17 protein-coding genes are annotated in these 19,288 nt (G+C 62.7%); 7 read left to right on the top strand and 10 right to left on the bottom strand.

Annotated elements, in window-relative coordinates; all coding sequences use genetic code 11:
* Positions 1–9: 9 nt before the first annotated feature.
* Positions 10–1,035: an NAD(P)H-dependent glycerol-3-phosphate dehydrogenase gene (locus AC05QJ_RS11400; RefSeq protein WP_476746955.1), complete on the bottom strand. Its 1,026-nt coding sequence runs from the start codon at positions 1,033–1,035 to the stop codon at positions 10–12.
* 79 nt (positions 1,036–1,114) lie between these two features.
* On the opposite strand from AC05QJ_RS11400, the gene AC05QJ_RS11395 reads away from it, so the two are divergent.
* The 5 genes from AC05QJ_RS11395 to fabB all read left to right on the top strand — a co-directional run bounded on the left by AC05QJ_RS11395 (position 1,115) and on the right by fabB (position 8,048).
* The gene (locus tag AC05QJ_RS11395) at positions 1,115–3,280 is read left to right on the top strand and encodes a TonB-dependent receptor plug domain-containing protein (protein ID WP_476746954.1); all 2,166 of its coding nucleotides are present in this window, start codon (positions 1,115–1,117) and stop codon (positions 3,278–3,280) included.
* A complete protein-coding gene (locus AC05QJ_RS11390) occupies positions 3,280–4,173 on the top strand; it encodes an ABC transporter substrate-binding protein (RefSeq protein WP_476746953.1) in 894 nt (297 codons plus the stop codon). Before AC05QJ_RS11395 ends, AC05QJ_RS11390 begins: the two co-directional genes overlap by 1 nt.
* The gene (locus AC05QJ_RS11385; protein ID WP_476746952.1) at positions 4,170–6,098 is read left to right on the top strand and encodes a response regulator; all 1,929 of its coding nucleotides are present in this window, start codon (positions 4,170–4,172) and stop codon (positions 6,096–6,098) included. The genes AC05QJ_RS11390 and AC05QJ_RS11385 overlap by 4 nt, the downstream gene beginning before the upstream one ends.
* A 202-nt stretch (positions 6,099–6,300) precedes the next feature.
* A complete protein-coding gene (gene fabA, locus AC05QJ_RS11380; protein WP_476746950.1) occupies positions 6,301–6,816 on the top strand; it encodes a 3-hydroxyacyl-[acyl-carrier-protein] dehydratase FabA in 516 nt (171 codons plus the stop codon).
* Positions 6,817–6,827: 11 nt separating this feature from the next.
* A complete protein-coding gene (fabB, locus tag AC05QJ_RS11375) occupies positions 6,828–8,048 on the top strand; it encodes a beta-ketoacyl-ACP synthase I (RefSeq protein WP_476746949.1) in 1,221 nt (406 codons plus the stop codon).
* A gap of 117 nt (positions 8,049–8,165) precedes the next feature.
* Here fabB and AC05QJ_RS11370 read toward each other — a convergent pair whose 3' ends face one another.
* From AC05QJ_RS11370 to AC05QJ_RS11360, 3 genes are all read right to left on the bottom strand, one after another.
* Positions 8,166–9,791, bottom strand: coding sequence for a methyl-accepting chemotaxis protein (locus tag AC05QJ_RS11370; protein WP_476746948.1), 1,626 nt, complete (start codon positions 9,789–9,791; stop codon positions 8,166–8,168).
* Positions 9,792–9,930: 139 nt separating this feature from the next.
* Positions 9,931–10,395: a DUF3859 domain-containing protein gene (locus AC05QJ_RS11365; protein WP_476746947.1), complete on the bottom strand. Its 465-nt coding sequence runs from the start codon at positions 10,393–10,395 to the stop codon at positions 9,931–9,933.
* Between the two features lie 69 nt (positions 10,396–10,464).
* On the bottom strand, positions 10,465–11,469 hold the full coding sequence (locus AC05QJ_RS11360; RefSeq protein WP_476746946.1) for an amidohydrolase family protein: 1,005 nt from the start codon (positions 11,467–11,469) through the stop codon (positions 10,465–10,467).
* A 107-nt stretch (positions 11,470–11,576) separates the two neighbouring features.
* Here AC05QJ_RS11360 and AC05QJ_RS11355 point away from each other — a divergent pair, with 107 nt between their 5' ends.
* Entirely contained in the window at positions 11,577–12,437 is an 861-nt protein-coding gene (locus AC05QJ_RS11355) for a pirin family protein (protein ID WP_476746945.1), read from the top strand.
* A 125-nt stretch (positions 12,438–12,562) separates the two neighbouring features.
* On the opposite strand, the gene AC05QJ_RS11350 is transcribed toward AC05QJ_RS11355, so the two are convergent.
* The 4 genes from AC05QJ_RS11350 to AC05QJ_RS11335 form a co-directional block, all read right to left on the bottom strand.
* On the bottom strand, positions 12,563–13,288 hold the full coding sequence (locus AC05QJ_RS11350) for a dienelactone hydrolase family protein (protein WP_476746944.1): 726 nt from the start codon (positions 13,286–13,288) through the stop codon (positions 12,563–12,565).
* Between the two features lie 57 nt (positions 13,289–13,345).
* A complete protein-coding gene (gene htpG, locus AC05QJ_RS11345; protein WP_476746943.1) occupies positions 13,346–15,250 on the bottom strand; it encodes a molecular chaperone HtpG in 1,905 nt (634 codons plus the stop codon).
* Positions 15,251–15,358: 108 nt separating this feature from the next.
* Positions 15,359–15,820: a PaaI family thioesterase gene (locus AC05QJ_RS11340; protein WP_476746942.1), complete on the bottom strand. Its 462-nt coding sequence runs from the start codon at positions 15,818–15,820 to the stop codon at positions 15,359–15,361.
* Entirely contained in the window at positions 15,817–16,293 is a 477-nt protein-coding gene (locus AC05QJ_RS11335) for a PaaI family thioesterase (RefSeq protein WP_476746941.1), read from the bottom strand. Before AC05QJ_RS11335 ends, AC05QJ_RS11340 begins: the two co-directional genes overlap by 4 nt.
* 157 nt (positions 16,294–16,450) lie before the next feature.
* Here AC05QJ_RS11335 and AC05QJ_RS11330 point away from each other — a divergent pair, with 157 nt between their 5' ends.
* Complete coding sequence (locus tag AC05QJ_RS11330; protein WP_476746940.1) at positions 16,451–16,744, top strand: hypothetical protein; 294 nt, start codon at positions 16,451–16,453, stop codon at positions 16,742–16,744.
* 110 nt (positions 16,745–16,854) lie between these two features.
* Here AC05QJ_RS11330 and AC05QJ_RS11325 read toward each other — a convergent pair whose 3' ends face one another.
* Both AC05QJ_RS11325 and brnQ read right to left on the bottom strand, forming a co-directional pair.
* Positions 16,855–17,589, bottom strand: a complete 735-nt coding sequence (locus AC05QJ_RS11325) for a DUF599 domain-containing protein (RefSeq protein ID WP_476746939.1) — start codon at positions 17,587–17,589, stop codon at positions 16,855–16,857.
* A gap of 236 nt (positions 17,590–17,825) precedes the next feature.
* Positions 17,826–19,133, bottom strand: a complete 1,308-nt coding sequence (gene brnQ / locus AC05QJ_RS11320) for a branched-chain amino acid transport system II carrier protein (protein ID WP_476746938.1) — start codon at positions 19,131–19,133, stop codon at positions 17,826–17,828.
* Positions 19,134–19,288 lie beyond the last annotated feature (155 nt).

The following is a 19,288-nucleotide window of genomic DNA, read 5'->3' as shown; positions in this document are numbered from 1 at the left end:
CTGTCTCGCTCAGTTGAAACCGCTGGTGGAAATGAAATCGACGTCAGTCTTGGGCTCGGCGCGCATCAGCAGCTCGATCACCTGGGCCAGGGTGCGGCCTTCGAACAGGATCGCGTGCAGGCCGGCCACCAGCGGCATATAGATCTGCGCCTGCTGGGCCTTGGCCTTGAGCACCTTGAGGGTATTGACACCCTCGGCCACCTCGCCCAGGCGGTTGACCGCCTCGTCCAGGCTCAGCCCCTGGCCGAGCGCGTAGCCCACCTGATAGTTGCGGCTCTTGGGCGAGGAACAGGTGACGATCAGGTCGCCCACGCCGGCAAGGCCAAGGAACGTCATGGGGTTGGCACCCTGGCTGACGGCAAAGCGGGTCATTTCCGCCAGTGCCCGGGTAATCAGCATGCTCTTGGTGTTCTCGCCCATGCCCATGGCCACCGCCATGCCGGCGATGATCGCGTAGACGTTCTTCAGCGCACCGCCCAGCTCGACGCCGAAGCGGTCGGCACTGGCGTAGACGCGGAAGGTGCGACCGTGCAGCACCGCCTGGACGCGCTGGCACAGCGCCTCGTCCTCGCTGGCGACCACGGTGGCGGTCAGCGCGTGCTCGGCGATCTCGCGCGCCAGGTTCGGCCCCGAGAGCACGCCGATGCGCGCCTTGGGGGCGATGTCTTCGAGGATCTGGCTCATGAGCTTGAAGGTCTGCGCCTCGATGCCCTTGGTCAGGCTGACCAGCATCTTGCCGCCGAGCAGTTCGGCGTGAGGCGCCAGTACGCTGCGCAGGGCGCTGGACGGCAGGGCGACGAAAATCAGTTCGCTGCCCTGCAGCGTGGACAGCAGATCGCTGACCGGCTCGACGCCGGGCAAAAGCTTGATGCCTTTGAGATAACGCGGGTTTTCCCGGGTGGTACGCATGGCCTCGGCCTGCTCGGGATCGCGCATCCATTGCCGCACTCCGACGCCGTTTTCGGCCAGCAGGTTCGCCACGGCGGTGCCGAAACTTCCGCCTCCCAGAACCGCAACCGGCTGCTGTTCAGTCATATCCAATCCGTTAAAACCATTAAAAGTGGCGAAGCCCGCATTATACGGAGCCCCGCGACCAGCGCCAGATCACTGGAAAATGCCGCCTGGTCAGTTACCATTGCCCGCTTGTCCCCCCGAACAAGGCCGCCCTGTGTACTCAGGCCCTCGCCCCCCACATCCTTTGCTGTTGCTGGCCGCCCTGCTCGGCAGCCCGGCCATGGCCGACGACCTGTTCGTCGACAGCCAGGCCCTGCCACAGGTATTGACCGCCACTCGCCTCAAACAATCCCCGGCGGCAGTACCGGGCAGCATGACCGTGCTCGACAGCGAGCTGATCAAGGCCAGCGGCGCCCGCGACATCCCCGAACTGCTGCGGCTGGTGCCGGGGATGATGATCGGCTACGGTGCCGGCAATCAGCCGACCGTCAACTACCACGGCAGTAACGTCAACGACGCCCGACGCATGCAGGTGCTCATCGATGGCCGCTCGGTGTACCGCGCGGGCCTGGCGACGGTGGACTGGAGCGATATCCCGCTGGCCATGGAAGATATCGAGCGCATCGAAGTGTTCCGTGGCCCCAACACCGTCAGTTACGGCGCCAACGCGCTGATGGCGGTGGTCAATATCCTCACCCGCAGCCCGGCCGACAGCCATGGCACGCGGATCAAGGTCACCCGCGGCCAGCGCGGCATCGACGATTTCTACGCCAGCCAGGGCATGGGCTGGGACGGCGGGGATCTGCGCCTGTCGCTGTCCGGCATGCAGGACGACGGCTTCGACAGCAACCGGGCCGGCGACGACTACCGCGACAGCCGCCGCCTCAACCGCTTCAACATCAGCGCCAGCCATACCCTCGACCCGAGCCAGAGCATCGACTGGCAACTGTCGGCCAAGGAAGGCAGCAACCAGCGGCCCTACACCTACACGCCCGTATTCCCCTATGTCACCGAACGCGGCGACAACGCCGATGTCAACGCCAAGGACTACGCCGGCTCGGTGCGCTGGAACATCGACTTCAATCCGCGTCACAGCCTGTACGTACAGGGTTCCGCCCAGCACTGGGACCGCCAGCAGGTATGGCGCGCCTGCGATGCCGAAATCGCCTTCAGCCCCGAGCTGACCCGCCTGTGGCAACTGAACCCCAACTACGCCGAGCAGGTGGCGCGCCAGGCCAACAACCCGCCGCCCAACAGCGACCCGGTCCTCCAGGACCTCGCCACTCAAGTGAGGAACCAGTGGAACGCCGGCGCCAGCAAAGTGGTATGCGGCGATGTCGACCAGAGCACCCGGGAAACCCGCTACGACCTGGAAATCCAGGACACCCTGAGCCTGACCGACAATCTGCGCCTGCTCAGCGGCGTCAATTACCGCTACGACCGTGCCGACTCCCAGACCTATTTCAACGGCAGCCTCGATGATCAGACCTGGCGCCTGTTCGGCCAGCTGGAATGGCGTATCGACGAGCACTGGATCGTCCAGGGCGGCGCCATGTACGAGTCGTCCGAGCTGTCCGGCGACTCGCTGACCCCGCGCATGGCGGTCAATTACCTGATCACTCCGCGCCACGGCCTGCGGGCGGTGTACTCCGAAGCCGTACGCTCGGCTGACATGTTCGAGAACAACGTCAACTGGAGCTACCGGGTGGGTAACCTGAACCCGCCGGCTTTCGGCCAGGGCAGCGCCGAGTACTTCGTCAAGACCCGCGGCCCCGGCAATCTCGACCAGGAGCGCATGCGCTCCCGCGAGCTGGGCTACAACGGCTATTTCAGCGAACTGGACCTGAGCGTCGACTTCAAGCTGTTCCACGACGAAATCAGCGCCATGATCAGCGAGCCGCTGCGCAATAACCAGTACATCGCCAGCAACAGCAACAGCGCGCGGTTCACTGGCAGCGAAACGCAACTGGACTGGCGACTGAGCCCCGCCGACCGGCTGCGCCTGACCTACGCCTACGTCGACGCCAAGGCCAGCAATCCCGACGACCAGAACCTCACCGCACGCAACAGCGGCTCGGCCGGATGGATGCATGACTGGGGCCGCGGCTGGTCGAGCGCCGTCTTCTATTACGGCGACGATGCCTTGAACCAGTACCGCTTCGAGCGCGTCGACCTGCGCGTGGCCAAGCGCTTCGCGCTGCCCCGGGCCAGCCTCGAGCTGTCCGGCACCTTGCAACAACGCCTCGACGACGAGCCCACCAGCAAGATCGACAACCGCTACGACAGCCGCCACCTGCTGTACTTCAGCGCGGAGCTGGAGTTCTGATGCGCTTGTTGCGGCGCTGCCTGCTTCTGGTCCTGCTGTGGCCACTGGCATCGCTCGCGGGTGGCGAGATCATTCTCACTGGCGCCCAGGACAGCGACGGTGTACGGGACTTCGTCCAGGCCCTCGGCAGTCGCCGTCCCGCCGACCGGGTGCGTTTCGTGCCGCTGGCGGAGTTGCCGGCACCTGGGCAGTTGCACGCGACCACGCGCCTGATCCTCCTCGATCTCCAGGCACTGGACTGGCGCCTGCGTGAAAGTGCCGGGCCGCCCGCGCTGGTGTTGCGCATCAGCCGGGTCCAGGCCCGGCAACGCCTGGGCGAACTTCGCCCGCCCTATCTCAGCCTGCTGTGGAGCGATCCGCCCCTGGATCGCCAACTGCGCCTGATTCGCTACCTGCTGCCGCAGGCCCGCCGGGTTGGCGTGCTGTACAGCGAAAACAGCCGCTTCCTCCTTGACGAACTGCGCCAGGCGGCGCGGCCCCTGCAACTGGACATCGACGCACAGCCCTGGCCAGACCCGCGGGACAACCGGCCGTTGCAGACCCTGCTCAAGAGCACCGACGTGCTTCTGGGCCTGGACGATCCGCAGCTGTACAACCCCAAGACCGCGAAAAACCTGCTGCTGAGCAGCTACGCCCGGGAGATGGCACTGATCGGGCCCAATGCCGGCTTCGTCAAGGCCGGCGCCCTGGCCAGCACCCTCAGTGACCAGAATGACTGGCTGGCGGTGCTTGACCATCTGCTCGACCAACCGACGGAGAAATGGCCGCGAGCACACTATCCGGAGCATTTCAGCGTATCCGGCAACCAGCAGGTCGCCCGCGCCCTGGGCATCGAACCGATCGACCCGCGCAGCGCCAGCCAGGCGGTGGCCGCAGGAGAACCCAAGCGATGAAAGCCATGAGCTGGGATATCAGCACCCGCACCCAGATCATCAGCCTCGGCCCGGCCCTGGTGCTGACGCTGCTGCTGATCGGCTTCTTCACCTTCGTGCGCATCCAGGACCTTCGACAGGAGCTCAACCACACCGGCCAATTGATCGCCAACCAGTTGGCACCAGCCTCGGAGTACGGCGTCATCTCCGGCAACGACGAAGTGCTCGAAGGCCTGATGCGCGCGACCCTGACCATCCCCCATGTGCGCTTCCTCGAAGTGCAGGACAACGCCAACCACATCCTGGTGTATGTCGAGCAACCCGACGAACACGTCAATCGCGTCCAGCAGGTGGAGGTCTTCCAGGCGCCCATCCGGCTGCAGAAGATCAGCCTGGACAGTGATTTCCTGCACAACAGCGAGCTGGTACCGAGCATCGCCGCCGACGATTACCTCGGCCGGGTGATCGTCGGCATGTCCAACGATGCGTTCAGCCAGCGCCAGCAGGAAATCGTCATCAAGGCGGGGATTCTCGCCCTGTTCGCCCTGCTGTTCACCTGGCTGCTGGCCCGGCGCCTGGCCCGCAGCCTGTCGCGCCCCATCAGCGACATGGGCCACGCGGTCAAGGCGATCCAGAAAGGCGACTTCGACACCCCGCTACCCGAGGTCGACGACAGCGAACTGGGCCATCTGGCGCGCCACATCAACAACCTCGCCAGCGGGCTGGCCCAGGCCTCGCGCGAACAGCAGGACGCGATGGCGCAGATGGCCCAGGCCCGGGAAGAAGCCGAACAGGCGAACAAGGCCAAATCGGAATTCCTGGCGATGATGAGCCATGAGTTACGCACCCCGATGAACGGCGTGCTGGGCATGCTGCAGTTGTTGCAGACCACCGAGCTGTCCGACGAGCAGGCCGAATACACCACCCTGGCCAGCGAGTCCACCGGTCACCTGCTCAAGGTCATCAACGACATCCTCGACTTCTCGCGTATCGAGCGCACGGGCCTTGAACTGGAGCAGATCGACTTCAATCTTGCGGACCTGGTGGGCAACTGCGTCCAGTCCTTCGTTCACACGGCTCAACAGCAGCACCTGGCGCTGACCCTGGAAATGGCCGAGGGCATGGAGCAGTTGCAGGTGTGCGGCGATCCGACACGGATCCGCCAGGTGCTGGTCAACCTGATCGGCAACGCCCTGAAGTTCACTGAAGCGGGTAGCGTACAGGTCAGCGCCCGCTGGCAGATCCTCGACCGGCAACTGGTCTGGTTCACCTGCGCGGTGCGCGATACCGGCATCGGCATCGACAACGAGCGCCTGGAAACCATGTTCGTCGCCTTCCAGCAGGCCGACAGTTCGATTTCCCGGCGCTATGGCGGCACTGGCCTGGGGCTGTCCATCGCCCGCAACCTGGCCGAACGCATGGGCGGTAGCCTGCGGGCCGAGAGCCAGATAGGCGATGGTTCCACCTTCACCCTTGAAATGCCGTTGACCCTGCGCGCAAGCCGGCCGCTGGTCGCCGACGCGCACCGTACGGCGGTTCGCAGCGATACCCAGGGCCAATCAGTGCTGCTGGTAGAGGACAATCCGGTGAACCAGGCGGTGATGCAGGCCATGCTGCGCAGCCTGGGCTTTGTCGTAGTGGTGGCTGCAGACGGCGCGCAGGCCATCAGTCTGGTGGCCCAACAGCGCTTCGCTGTGGTGCTGATGGATTGCCGGCTGCCGATCGTCGACGGCTACGAGGCCACCCGGCGGATACGCCAGATGCCCATGGGCCAGGACCTGCCGGTGATCGCCCTGACCGCCAACGCTTTGCAGGGCGACCGGGAGCGTTGCCTGGCAGCCGGAATGAACGACTACCTGGCAAAACCGTTCAAACGGCATGACCTGCAGCAGATTCTGCAGCGTTGGCTGCCCGGACAGGCAGCCGTGACTGGCGATAATTGCTAAATTGCGGCAGTCTTAGAGGCTGGCGTGGACCTGAGAAAGGTCTGTCAGAAAAATTTCAGTGCACAAGTGTACATCTTCGTCCCTGTGCTGTGACTTTCACTACAACGCAATAGTCTATGAGTAGGCTGCCGCCCCAGGCCAGAACCCTGGGCCGGTCGGGAAGATTCGCCCCCTGCCGCACGGGGACTATTGAGGAGCTCGCATGACCAAACAAAACGCCTTTACTCGGGAAGACCTGCTGCGCTGCAGTCGCGGTGAGCTGTTCGGCCCAGGTAACGCGCAACTGCCCGCCCCCAACATGCTGATGGTTGATCGCATCACCCACATCAGCGCCGAGGGTGGCAAGTACGGCAAAGGTGAATTGGTCGCCGAGCTGGATATCAACCCGGACCTGTGGTTCTTCGCCTGCCATTTCGAAGGCGATCCGGTGATGCCGGGCTGCCTGGGCCTCGACGCCATGTGGCAACTGGTCGGTTTCTTCCTCGGCTGGCAAGGCCTGCCGGGCCGCGGTCGTGCCCTGGGCTCGGGCGAAGTCAAGTTCTTCGGCCAGGTGCTGCCGGAGGCGAAAAAGGTTACCTACAACATTCATATCAAGCGCGTCCTGAAGGGCAAGCTGAACATGGCCATCGCCGATGGTTCGGTCAGCGTCGACGGTCGCGAGATCTACACCGCCGAAGGTCTTCGCGTCGGTGTCTTCACCTCCACTGAAAATTTCTAAGGGTTATTCGCATGCGCCGCGTCGTAATCACAGGTCTGGGCATCGTTTCTTGCCTGGGCAATGACAAAGAGACCGTCTCCGAAAACCTGCGTAAAAGCCGTCCGGGCATCCGTTTCAACCCGGAATACAAGGAAATGGGGCTGCGCAGCCAGGTTTCCGGCTCCATCGACCTCAACCTCGAAGAACTGATCGACCGCAAGGTCTACCGTTTCGTCGGCCACGCCGCCGCCTACGCCTACCTGGCGATGCAGGATGCGATCAAGGACTCCGGCCTGACCGAAGAGCAGATTTCCAACCCGCGTACCGGCCTGGTTGCCGGCTCCGGCGGCGCCTCGACCCTGAACCAGATGGAAGCGCTGGACACCCTGCGCGAGAAAGGCGTCAAGCGCGTCGGCCCGTACCGTGTCACCCGCACCATGGGCAGCACCGTTTCCGCGTGCCTGGCCACCCCGTTCAAGATCAAGGGCATCAACTACTCGATCTCCTCGGCCTGCGCCACGTCCGCACACTGCATCGGCACCGCGCTGGAGCAGATCCAGTGGGGCAAGCAAGACATCGTCTTCGCCGGTGGCGGTGAAGAAGAGCATTGGAGCCAGTCGTTCCTGTTCGATGCCATGGGCGCCCTGTCCAGCAAGCGCAACGACACCCCGGAGCAGGCCTCCCGCGCCTACGACGCCGACCGTGATGGCTTCGTCATTGCTGGCGGTGGCGGCATGGTCGTGGTCGAGGAACTGGAGCACGCCCTGGCCCGCGGCGCCAAGATCTACGCGGAAATCGTCGGCTACGGCGCCACCTCCGACGGCTACGACATGGTCGCCCCGAGCGGCGAAGGCGCGATCCGCTGCATGCAGCAGGCGCTGTCCACCGTCGACACCCCGATCGACTACCTGAACACCCACGGTACCTCGACACCGGTCGGCGACGTTGCCGAAATGAAGGGCGTGCGTGAAGTCTTCGGTGACAAGGCTCCGGCCATCAGCTCCACCAAGAGCCTGTCCGGTCACTCCCTGGGCGCCGCTGGTGTCCACGAAGCGATCTACTGCCTGTTGATGATGGAAGGCAACTTCATTGCCGGCTCCGCCAACATCGACGAACTGGACCCGGAAGTCGCCGACCTGCCGGTCCTGCGCGAAACGCGCGAAAACGCCAAGATCGACACCGTGATGAGCAACAGCTTCGGTTTCGGCGGCACCAACGCCACCCTGGTGCTCAAGCGCTGGCAAGGCAAGTAAGGGCAGACGCTCTTGCATGAAAAACGCCCCGACTGGTTCGGGGCGTTTTCATTTCCGGGCGTCGTCAATGAGCCAGCGGGATCCGGCACGGCCGGCGATTGGGCCCTGAGCGCCCACTCAAACCGAAAACCGCCGCACCAGGGCATTCAACTCCACCGCCAGTTGCGACAGGGCCTGGCTCGCTTCCACCGTCTGGCTCGCCCCCGCCGAACTCTGCAGCGCCAGATCGCGGATGTTGGTGAGATTGCGGTCCACTTCCCGCGCCACCGCCGCCTGCTGCTCGGAAGCACTGGCGATCACCAGGTTGCGCTCGTTGATACGGCTGATCGCCAATGCGATTTCCTCCAGCGCCGCGCCTGCGGCATGGGCACCATCGAGGGTATGCTGCGCCCGCTCGCGGGTCTGCTGCATGCCATCCACCGCGCGATCGGTGCCCTGCTGGATACCGTCGATCATCTGTTCGATTTCCCGGGTCGATTGCTGGGTCCGATGAGCCAGCGCCCGTACTTCATCGGCCACCACGGCAAAACCACGTCCGGCATCGCCCGCCCGCGCCGCCTCGATCGCCGCATTGAGCGCCAGCAGGTTGGTCTGCCCGGCAATGGCGCCGATTACGTCGAGCACTTTGGAAATGCCATGGACGCGCTCCGCCAACTGCCCCACTTCGTCGACGTTGGTGCCGACCCCCGCTGCCAGTTCCTCGATGGAGGTGACCGTCAGCCGTACCTGCTCACGGCCCTGGCGAGCGATACGGTCGGACTCCCGGGAAGCTTCCGAGGTGGCCACGGCATTGCTGGCCACCTCCTCCACCGCCGCCGTCATCTGGTTGACGGCGGTGGCCGCCTGTTCGATTTCCTGGGTCTGCTGTTGCAGGCCACGGGTTGCGTCCTCGGTCACCGCGCTGAGCTCCTCCGAGGCCGACGCCAGCTGGTTCGACGAGTCGGAGATGCGTGCGATGGTATCGCGCAGGCTCTGCTGCATCTGCTTGAGCGCCACCAGCAGGCGCGCGGGCTCGTCCTTGCCCTGGATGCTGATCTGCGGCGTCAGGTCGCCGGTGGCGACGACTTCGGCGACGCGCAACGACTGCGCCAATGGATGGACGATACTGCGGGTCAGCACCAGCGCCAGGACCACCGTCAGCACCAGTGCGCCAAGCAGCAGCGCGATCACCCAGAAGCGTGCGCCGACGTAGACCGCCTGCGCCTTGTCGGTGGCCAGGTTGGCGTGGCGATTGTTGAGATCGATGAGTTCGTTGAGGGTGGCGGTCAACTGGTCGGCGAGCTGGTTCATTTCGCCATTGACCAGTTCCGTCGCCGCGTCGACCCGTCCCTGGGTCGCCAGGGCCATTACCTGCCCCTGCAAGGCAAGATACTGCTTCTGTTGATCGATGTAGCGGTGGAACAGCGTCTGCTCCTCCGGCAACACGATCAGCGCACCATAGGCCTTCTGCGCCTGTTCCAGATTCTGCTTCAGGGCGTCGATGCGCGAGACGTTCTGCTGCTGCGCCGCCGGGTCGCGGTTGACCAGCAGGCGCAGGGTCAGGGCGCGCACCCTGAGCATGTCCTGGCTCATCTGCCCGACGTTGATCACGCTGGGCAGCCAGTTGCTTTCCACCTGGTCGGACTGCTCTCGCATGGCGGACATCTGCGCCAGCGCGAATGCCCCCAGGGTCACCACCAACAGCGCCAGCACACCGAACCCCAGTCCGGCCCGGGGCGCTATATTCAAGCTTCGCAGACTCATCCGTACGGTTCCTTCCGCAAGCGCTGCACTGGGCATGCAGCCGATATGCTTAGAAGGTATCGGACCTTGGATTTTTTGCGTAAGAAGAAATAGTGATATCAAAACGCCTTGTCATTTCGAGAGCAGCGAACACAAGGCCTCAACGGACGGTGAAACGTTTCTCCGCCAGCAGACGATCGCCCTGGAACACCATGAAGTGCCACTCTCCCGGAACGGCTTCGTGATGTTCGGTGAACTCATAGGCCATCACGTCCATCGGTGCCCCAGGCACCAGCTTCTGCACGACTTCGAATTTGTCGTGGCGCTTGCCGTCAGGCGTGACGATGCCGGGCGTCAGGTACAGCAGGGTCAGCGGCGTATCTTCCGCGGTCTTGCCCTCCAGGCGATAACGGATACCGAATTTGCTGCCCAGCTTCGCTGGAACGGTATCGGTGGCCTGGATGTTCTGGCTGTTCAGGGTCAGCACCCGTTCGCCCGGCTGAGCGTTCTTGATGTTGGTCTCGAACACGCCATATTCGACAGGTCCCTGCACCCGGACCTCGGCGCTGGCCAGGCCGGCAATGCACATCAGCCCGACCAGGGCACTCAAACGACGTTTCAACATACCGCGCTTCCTCTGTTGTGGATCGCGGCAGACTATGACTCCGGCATGACAGGCTGATGACAATCCCGTTCAATGCGGCTTCGGCAACACCGCCAGGAAGTTCTCCCGCGCAACCTTTCGCGCCACCGGCTCAGGCAAAGCGTCGAGGAACACATCGAAACCGTGCATCTGCTCGCCCAGGCTGCCGAAGCGACCAACCACATCGGAGCCGAGCATGAAGCGCTCCGGGAAGCGCTCCACGAGCGCCAGCCACTCGGGGACTGGCTTGCCCTTGTCGTCCAGCAGATAGGGCTCCAGGACGCTCCAGGACAGATCGATGTAGAGGTTCGGGTAGGCATCGAGCAGGCGCTCGAGCGTCGGCAGGAGAAAGTCCATGCGAGTCTGGTGCCGATGGATTTCCAGGCTGCTGCCGGCATGGGCCCAGATGAAGCGGGTATGCGGGTGATTGCGCAGCGGCTCTTCGATTTCCGCCAGATACAGCGGGTTGCGCTCGCGCTTGGAGGTGATATTGGAGTGAATCAGCACCGGCAGGTCCTGTTCGGCCGCCAGGTGGTAGATACGGGTCATCGCTTCGTTGTTGGCTCGCGGCGTGTCGCCGCTGGTCAGCGCTGTCAGGTCGTCGTGGCGGGTGAAGACTTCGCCGATGCCTTGCCAGAGGCCGGGGTGCATTTCCAGCATGCGCTCGATGTGTGCCACGGCGTTCTTGTCCACCGGATTGAAGCCTGAGAGAAACGGATGAAAACGCCTGCGCTGCTCGGGCGAAAGCTTTTCCAGCGCCGCCGCCACGTAGATATCGGTGGCGCTGTACCAATAGGCATCGGCGTCATCGCCTGCGTAATAGCGGGGACGCTTGGGTTCGTCCTCGTGCCATTTCTTCGCGACCGGAATGCCGCTGATCATCGACTGATCGATCCGCGCCTTGTCCATCGCCTCCAGCAAGGCGGGCATGCCTTCGCTTTCCTGGAAGAAGTCGACGTAATGCAGATGGGCGTCGCTGTACCGGTACTCCCGTGCCCCGGCGTCAACGGCCAACAGCCCGGCCAGCAGCATGCCGCCCCAGTGTCTTGCGAGCATTCCCACACTCCCTTGCCATTCTTCAGACAAGGTAGACCGCAGCCCTCTCCCCCGGGTTCGGCGTGCGGGCTATGCTAGGCCCACTCAACCCGAGCGGGAGCCCTCGCATGTCTTCGCCCCTGGTAATCCGTCCCCGCGCCGAATCGGTGGAAGGCCAGCCCATCCTGCGGCCGCTGCCGTCGGCCAAATGCCGCAGCGTCGGACCGTTCGTGTTTTTCGACCATATGCTGGAGACGGACTACGCGCCCGGCCATGGCATGGACATTCGCCAGCACCCGCACATCGGTCTTTCGACCCTGACCTACCTGTTCGAGGGCGAACTGCTGCACAAGGACAGCCTGGGTTCCGCGCAACGGGTCAAACCCGGCGAGGTGAGCTGGATGACGGCGGGTGCGGCTATCGCCCATGTCGAGCGCACACCGCAGGATCTGCTGGAGAAAGGGTCGCGGCTGCACGGTTTGCAGATCTGGCTGGCGTCGCCCAGGGAGGCAGAACAGGGTCCGGGGCACTACAGCCATCACGCCGCTGACAGCCTGCCAGTGAGCGAGTCGCTGGGGGTGAAGATCCGCATGATTGCCGGCAGTGGTTTCTGTCTTGAATCGCCGGTCCCGGTGCTGTCGCCGACGCTGTATGCGGAAGTGTTCATGGAGGCAGCGACCACCCTCTGCTTACCGAACGAGCATCAGGAGCGGGCGGTGTATGTGCTATCCGGAGAGGTGCGACTGGATGATGAAACGCTGCAGCCACAGACGCTGGCGGTGCTGAGCGCGGGTGAGGAAGCAAGCCTGTATGCCGAGGGCGAGAGCCATCTGGTGATCATCGGCGGCGCACCGCTGGATGGGCCGCGAAGGATGAACTGGAATTTCGTGGCAAGTGATCCGGCTTTGATCGACAGGGCTCGGGAACGCTGGGCTGCCGGAGATTGGCCGGTGGTCGCGGGTGAGTCTGGGAGAATCGAGCTGCCCTGACCTCAGTCATCGTCGGCAACGCCGACTCCCACAAGTAAAATCTGGACTGCCCCAAGAAGTTGGACACTAATCCAACCCTTGGGGCAGTCCAAATCTGTGGGAGCCGGCGTTGCCGGCGATTGGACTCAAGCCTTGAACACTTCGTCCAGCAGATTGTGCATGGCCTGGAAGGCCCGCTTGGAGGTGCGCGCATCGTACTTCATCTTGCCCGGCACATTGGCCGCCGGGTCAGTGAAGGAATGCACTGCACCGCCGTAGCTGAGCAGTTGCCAGTCGACACCGGCGGCATTCATCTCTTCTTCGAAAGCCGGCAGTTGCTCCTTGGGCACCAGCGGATCGGAGGCACCGTGCAGCACCAGCACCGAGCCCTTGATGTTCTTCGCATCCGCCGGGTTCGGCGTGTCGAGGGTGCCGTGGAACGATACCGCGGCCTGCAACGGCGCGCCGTCACGGGCCAGTTCCAGGGCACAGCAGCCACCGAAGCAGAAACCGAACGCCGCCAACTGGCCCGGCGTCAGCACCGCTTTCGACTGACCCAGCAATTGGGCCAGCGCCGCCTGCATGCGCTTGCGCAGTTCGGCACGGTCATTCTTCAACGGCATCATCGCCGCACCCGCCTCATCGGCGTTCTGTGGACGAACCGACTGACCATAGAGGTCGGCGATCAACACCACGTAGCCCTGTTCGGCCACTGTACGAGCGATACGCTCGGCACCTTCGCTGATACCCATCCAGTTCGGCGCCATCACCAGCGCCGGCTGTTGCGACGCACCGTGGGTGTAGACCAGGCGGCTTTCGTAGGCTTTGCCGGCGACGTGGTAGACCAGCGATTCGATTGTCACTTTGCTCATTCAATCCTCCTCAGCAGCATGAAAAAAGCCCGCCGAAGCGGGCTTTTCAACACTAGATCAAACCGAGAGCTCGACCAGCAGCTTGTTCAGGCGACGCACGTAGGCCGCCGGGTCTTTCAGGCTGTCGCCTGCGGCCAGTGCGGCCTGATCGAAGAGGATGTGCGAGAAGTCGGCGAAACGGTCTTCGCTCTGCTCGTTGTCCAGTTTCTCGATCAGCGGGTGGCTCGGGTTGAATTCGAAGATCGGCTTGGAATCCGGGACTTTCTGTCCGCTGGCTTCGAGGATCTGGCGCATCTGCAGGCCCAGGTCCTGTTCGCCAATGGCGAGGATCGCCGGCGAGTCGGTCAGGCGGTGCGAGACACGCACTTCGCTGACGCTGTCGCCCAGCGCGGCTTTCAGGCGCTCGACCAGACCCTCTTTGTCCTTGGCGACTTCTTCCTGGGCTTTCTTGTCCTCTTCGGAGTCCAGCTTGCCGAGGTCCAGGTCGCCACGGGCAACATCAACGAAGCCCTTGCCGTCGAACTCGCTCAGGTAGCTCATCAGCCACTCGTCGATGCGGTCGGTCAGCAGCAGAACCTCGATGCCTTTCTTGCGGAAGACTTCCAGGTGCGGGCTGTTCTTGACCTGCGCGTAGGATTCGCCGGTGAGGAAGTAGATCTTGTCCTGACCTTCCTTGGCACGGGCCAGGTACTCGGCCAGGGACACGCTCTGCTCGCCGCTGTCATCGCTGGTGGAGGCAAAGCGCAGCAGGCCGGCGATCTTCTCCTTGTTAGCGAAGTCTTCCGCCGGGCCTTCCTTGAGGACCTGGCCGAAGTTCTTCCAGAACGACGTGTACTGCTCGGGTTCGTTCTTCGCCAGTTTCTCCAGCATGTCCAGCACGCGCTTGGTCAGCGCCGACTTCATCGAGTCGATGATCGGGTCTTTCTGCAGGATCTCGCGGGAAACGTTCAGCGACAGGTCGTTGGAGTCGACCACGCCCTTGATGAAACGCAGGTACAGCGGCAGGAAGGATTCCGCCTGGTCCATGATGAACACACGCTGCACGTACAGCTTCAGGCCGCGCGGTGCTTCGCGCTGGTACAGGTCGAACGGCGCACGGGCCGGGACGTACAGCAGCGAATTGTATTCCAGCTTGCCTTCGACCTTGTTGTGGCTCCACGCCAGCGGGTTCTCGAAGTCATGGCCGATGTGCTTGTAGAACTCCTGGTACTCCTCGTCCTTGATCTCGGTACGCGGACGGGTCCACAGGGCGCTGGCACGGTTGACGGTTTCCCATTCTTCGGCCGGCTTTTCCTCGCCTTCGGCGGCTTCGACCTGCTTCGGCAGTTCGATCGGCAGGGCAATGTGGTCGGAGTATTTCTTGACGATATTGCGCAGGCGCCAGCCGTCGGCGAACTCTTCCTCACCTTTCTTCAGGTGCAGAACGATACGGGTACCACGCTCGGCCTTGTCGACGGTGGCGACTTCGAACTCGCCCTCGCCCTTCGACGACCAGTGCACGCCCTCGGCGGCTGGCAGACCGGCACGGCGGCTGAAGACATCGACCTTGTCGGCAACGATGAACGCGGAGTAGAAGCCCACGCCAAACTGGCCGATCAGGTGCGAGTCCTTCTTCTGGTCACCGGTGAGGCTTTTCATGAAGTCGGCGGTGCCGGACTTGGCGATGGTGCCGAGGTGCGCGATCACATCCTCGCGGCTCATGCCGATGCCGTTGTCCTCGAGGATGACGGTATTGGCGTCCTTGTCGAAGCTGACACGGATCTTCAGCTCGGCGCCGCCTTCGAGCAGCTCGGGCTTGGCCAGGGCTTCGAAACGCAGTTTGTCCACGGCGTCGGAGGCGTTGGAAATCAGCTCGCGAAGGAAGATTTCCTTGTTCGAGTACAGCGAATGGATCATGAGGTGCAGCAGTTGCTTCACCTCGGTCTGGAAGCCCAGGGTTTCTTTTTGAGTCTCCACACTCATGGTCTTCAAAACTCCGATCTGATGGCATTGGTCACTTGGGCGGGCGGGCCACATGGCCCGCGCCTCGCCTGTCGTGGCGGGATGAACAGCAGATGGGGCCGTGCCCGGCTATTTCAAGGGCTGGGTCAGTTCTTTGATCTTGAAGTGCGCCCGTGCGGTAGCGATCGGCTCGCCGGCATCGGCCTGCCAGGCCGTGATCGCCACGTTGGTCACCCGCCGCCCCTGGCGCCAGAGCTGGCAGCGGGCATAGGTATCGCGGAACAGCCCCGCACGCAGGTAATCGATGGAGAAGTCGATGATTTTCGGGATGCTCGCGCTTTCGCTGTAGATCAGCAGGTACAGCGCTGCCGACAACTCCATGAAACCGGCGATGACACCACCATGGATCGCCGGCAGCAACGGGTTGCCGATGTTGTCCGGGTTGGCCGGCAGGCGGAACAGCAGGTCATCGCCGTCGCGGCTGCATTCGATGCCGATCAGTCCGGCGTACGGAATCAGTTGCAGCAGCGGTGCATAGTCACCGCGGGCGTGCCCCTCGCGAAGCTGGGCGTGGACGTCGGCCGGGATCATTGCGCAGCTCCTTTCAACTGGCGGGCAAAGCCCGGACTGCCCTTGATGTGCTTGCCCAGGCGCATGTAGGTGCCAACCACCTCGGCGATGGGCTGCTGCGGATCGTCCTGGTAGGCGGTACCGCGAATGAAGATCACCTCGCGACTGACCCGGTAGCAGAAGGCGTGACCGAAGACGTCCCGATGAGCGACGCCCGGGCTCATGTAGTCGATACGCAGATCCAGCGTCGGACACACCTCGAACTCGGGCAGCGCACAAAGTGTCGCCATACCGAGGGCGGTATCCATGAGGGTGGTGATGGCTCCCCCGTGGATAGCTCCAGTCTGCGGGTTTCCGACGATCGAGGGCGCGTACGGCAGGATCAGGGTAATACCCTGTTCGTCTACTTCATGGACTTGCATCTTCAAGACCTGGCAATGGCGCAAGGCCGAAAGAAAGCGTCTGGAACGTTCCATCAGAGGGGTTTCATTCATTTCCGGCAATTCCTTCTTTATTCTGCGGACCTGCACAAGACAAGAAAAAAGTCTATATGGATCCGTAACTTATATATCTGTATCGTGCGCGGAACTTATACCGGTGGGGTCAACTCAAACGGTTTAAGTAAAGTTATTCCACAAGGAGAAACACCCCATGCGTAAACCTTTTGCTTATGCCGTTATGCTCGCCGCCGCTCTGGGCCTCGCCGCTTGCGATAAAGCCAGCGAAGACAAGGCTCAGGACGCTCAAAAACATGCCGAGCAAGCCCAGCAGAAGATGGACGAAGCTCAGGATAAAGTGAACGAGGCCGCGAAAGAAAACGCCGAAGCCGCCAAAGACTCCGCCGAAGCTGAACAGAAAGCCGCTGAAGAAGCAGCGCCAGCTACCCCGGCTCCTGAAACTGCACCTGCGGCGCCTGCTGCTCCGGCAGAACCAGCCAAGCAGTAATTCTTGCTGGAATAAAAAAACCCGACTTCGGTCGGGTTTTTTATTGCCTGCGCAAAGGTTTTGAACTTTTTCGTCTACGGACAACACATTCAAATGAATGTGCTTCGCAATCAAAGTGTTTCCTTTGCAGATTCGCTGATCGCTTCGGTCGGAGTATACACCATGACCTCCAGGACATCCGAATGGAACTCCCGACGGTACAGCACCAGCACGACACCCGCGCTCATCACCATGAATGCCCACGGACTGATGAACCAGCTCAGCATCGCCATCCCGAAGTAGTAGGAACGCAAGCCAAAGTTGAACTGGTTGGCAGCCATGGAAATCACCCTCGCCGCCCGAGCGGCAAAGGCCTTGCGCTCCTGCTCACTGACCTGGCGCTCGCCGATCATTGGCGCCGAACCCACCAGTACCGCGGCAAAGTTGTACTGACGCATGCACCAGCTGAACGTGAAGAAGGCGTAGACAAAGACGATGGCCAGGCAGAGCAACTTGATTTCCGACATGCTCTGGGATGCCTGCTGCACCAGCGGCAGGTCTGCCAGCAGCGACAAGGCGCGGTCCGAGGCCCCGAGCACGGTGAGGATACCGGCAAGGATGATCAAGGTGCTGGAGGCGAAGAACGAGGCATTGCGCTCCAGATTGCCGATCACGCTGGCGTCGGCGATGCGGTTGTCCCGCAGCAGCATGCGACGCATCCAGTCCTCGCGATACAGATGCATCACGCTCGCCAGGCACGCGGTGTCGCGGCCCTTCCAGGTCGCGTAGCGGGTGTAGCCGCCCCAACAGACGATGAACCACGCGGCGGCAAGAAGATGGGTCAGATTGCTTTGAATGAAGCTCATGGACAGTCCCGGTCATGGATGGCCTGCACAGTTAAGCGCAGTGACCCGATTTCGACGTCGATGAACAAAAAAAGACACCAAAAAAACAACCTCACGCTCGAAGCTGCAAGCGGCAGGAAGACCCTGCCACCCAAAACGTGAAAAGCCCCGCCTCCTGGATAGGAAACGGGGCTCTCGGAAGCGCCTGGGGCGGGTATCGATGGCTTGTGGCCCTACCCTTTCCGACGACGATTCTGTCAGGCAGTCACTTCACGCGGCTTGCCGAGCATGCGGTCGCGCACAACGGCAACGACCAGGGTCGCCACGCATGGCACCAGCCATGCCAGGCCCTGCTGGCTCAGCGGCAGGTGGGCCAGCCATTCAGGCAGGTTCAGACCGGCGCCCTTGAGCGCATCGACCGTGCCGAACAGCAGCGATACCGCCATGACCGGGGCCATGATGCGGGTTTGCGAATGCCACATGCCTTTGCAGAAGCTCAGGCCCACCAGCACGATGCACGGCGGGTAGATCGCGGTCAGCACCGGTACGGAGAACAGGATCAGCTTGGTCAGGCCCAGGTTCGACACCAGCAGCGAGAAGCCGGCCAGCAGCACGACCAGCGCACGGTAGGACAGCGGCAGCAGGCGGCTGAAGTACTCGGCGCAGGCACAGGTCAGGCCGACCGCGGTCACCAGGCACGCCAGGGCGATCAGCACGGCAAGGAAGCCGCTGCCCAGCGAACCGAAGGTATGTTGCACGTAGGCGTGCAGCACGACCGCGCCATTGCTGGCGTTGGCAGCGATATCATGGCTGCCGGCACCCAGGCGGAACAGACTGACATAAACCAGCGTCAGGCCGACGCCTGCGATCAGGCCGGCGATCACCGCATAACGGGTAATCAGGCGCGGCGACTCGACACCACGGGAACGGATGGCGTTGACGATGACGATGCCGAACACCAGGGCGCCCAGGGTATCCATGGTCAGGTAACCCTGAATGAAGCCTTGCGAGAACGGAGCCACCTCGTAGGCCGGCTCCGCCAGGCCGATGGTTCCGGCCGGCAATGCGAACGCTGCAATACCCAGCACGGCCAGAGCGATGATCTTCAGCGGCGCGAGGAAACGACCAACCGTGTCCAGCAGCTTGCCCGGGTACATGGACACTGCCAGCACCACCAGGAAATACACCAGGCTGTAGATGAACAGCGCCATCGGGCTTTCGCCGGTCAGCGGTGCCACGCCCACTTCGAACGATACCGTCGCCGTGCGCGGAGTGGCGAACAGAGGACCTACCGCAAGGTAAGCCGCAGCCGCCAGCAGGCCACCGGCGACCTTGCCGATCGGGCTGCTCAACTCGTCCATGCCACCACCGACCTTGGCCAGCGCGACAACGGTGATCACCGGCAGACCCACTGCGGTCACCAGGAAGCCCAGAGCCGCCATCCAGACATGCGGACCGGATTGCAGGCCGACGATTGGCGGGAAAATGATGTTGCCGGCTCCGACGAACAACGCGAACGTCATAAAGCCAAGTGCCAGGATGTCCTGGCCTTTGAGAACTTTCATTTAAGGAAATACCACACTGCGTAAATCGGAATTTAGAGAGGGATTTCCCCTTGGGTTAGGGAAATGTTTTTTCCACCCTGATTGAGGCGGACTTTTATAGCGTGGCGCTTCCTTTTGGGAAGCGGACACGAAATGAACGCGCATGGTACTCAAAT

The organism is Pseudomonas sp. TUM25319 (assembly GCF_056388475.1).
The sequence above is the reverse complement of the archived record's forward strand: the minus strand, read 5'-3'. Positions and strand labels throughout refer to the sequence as shown.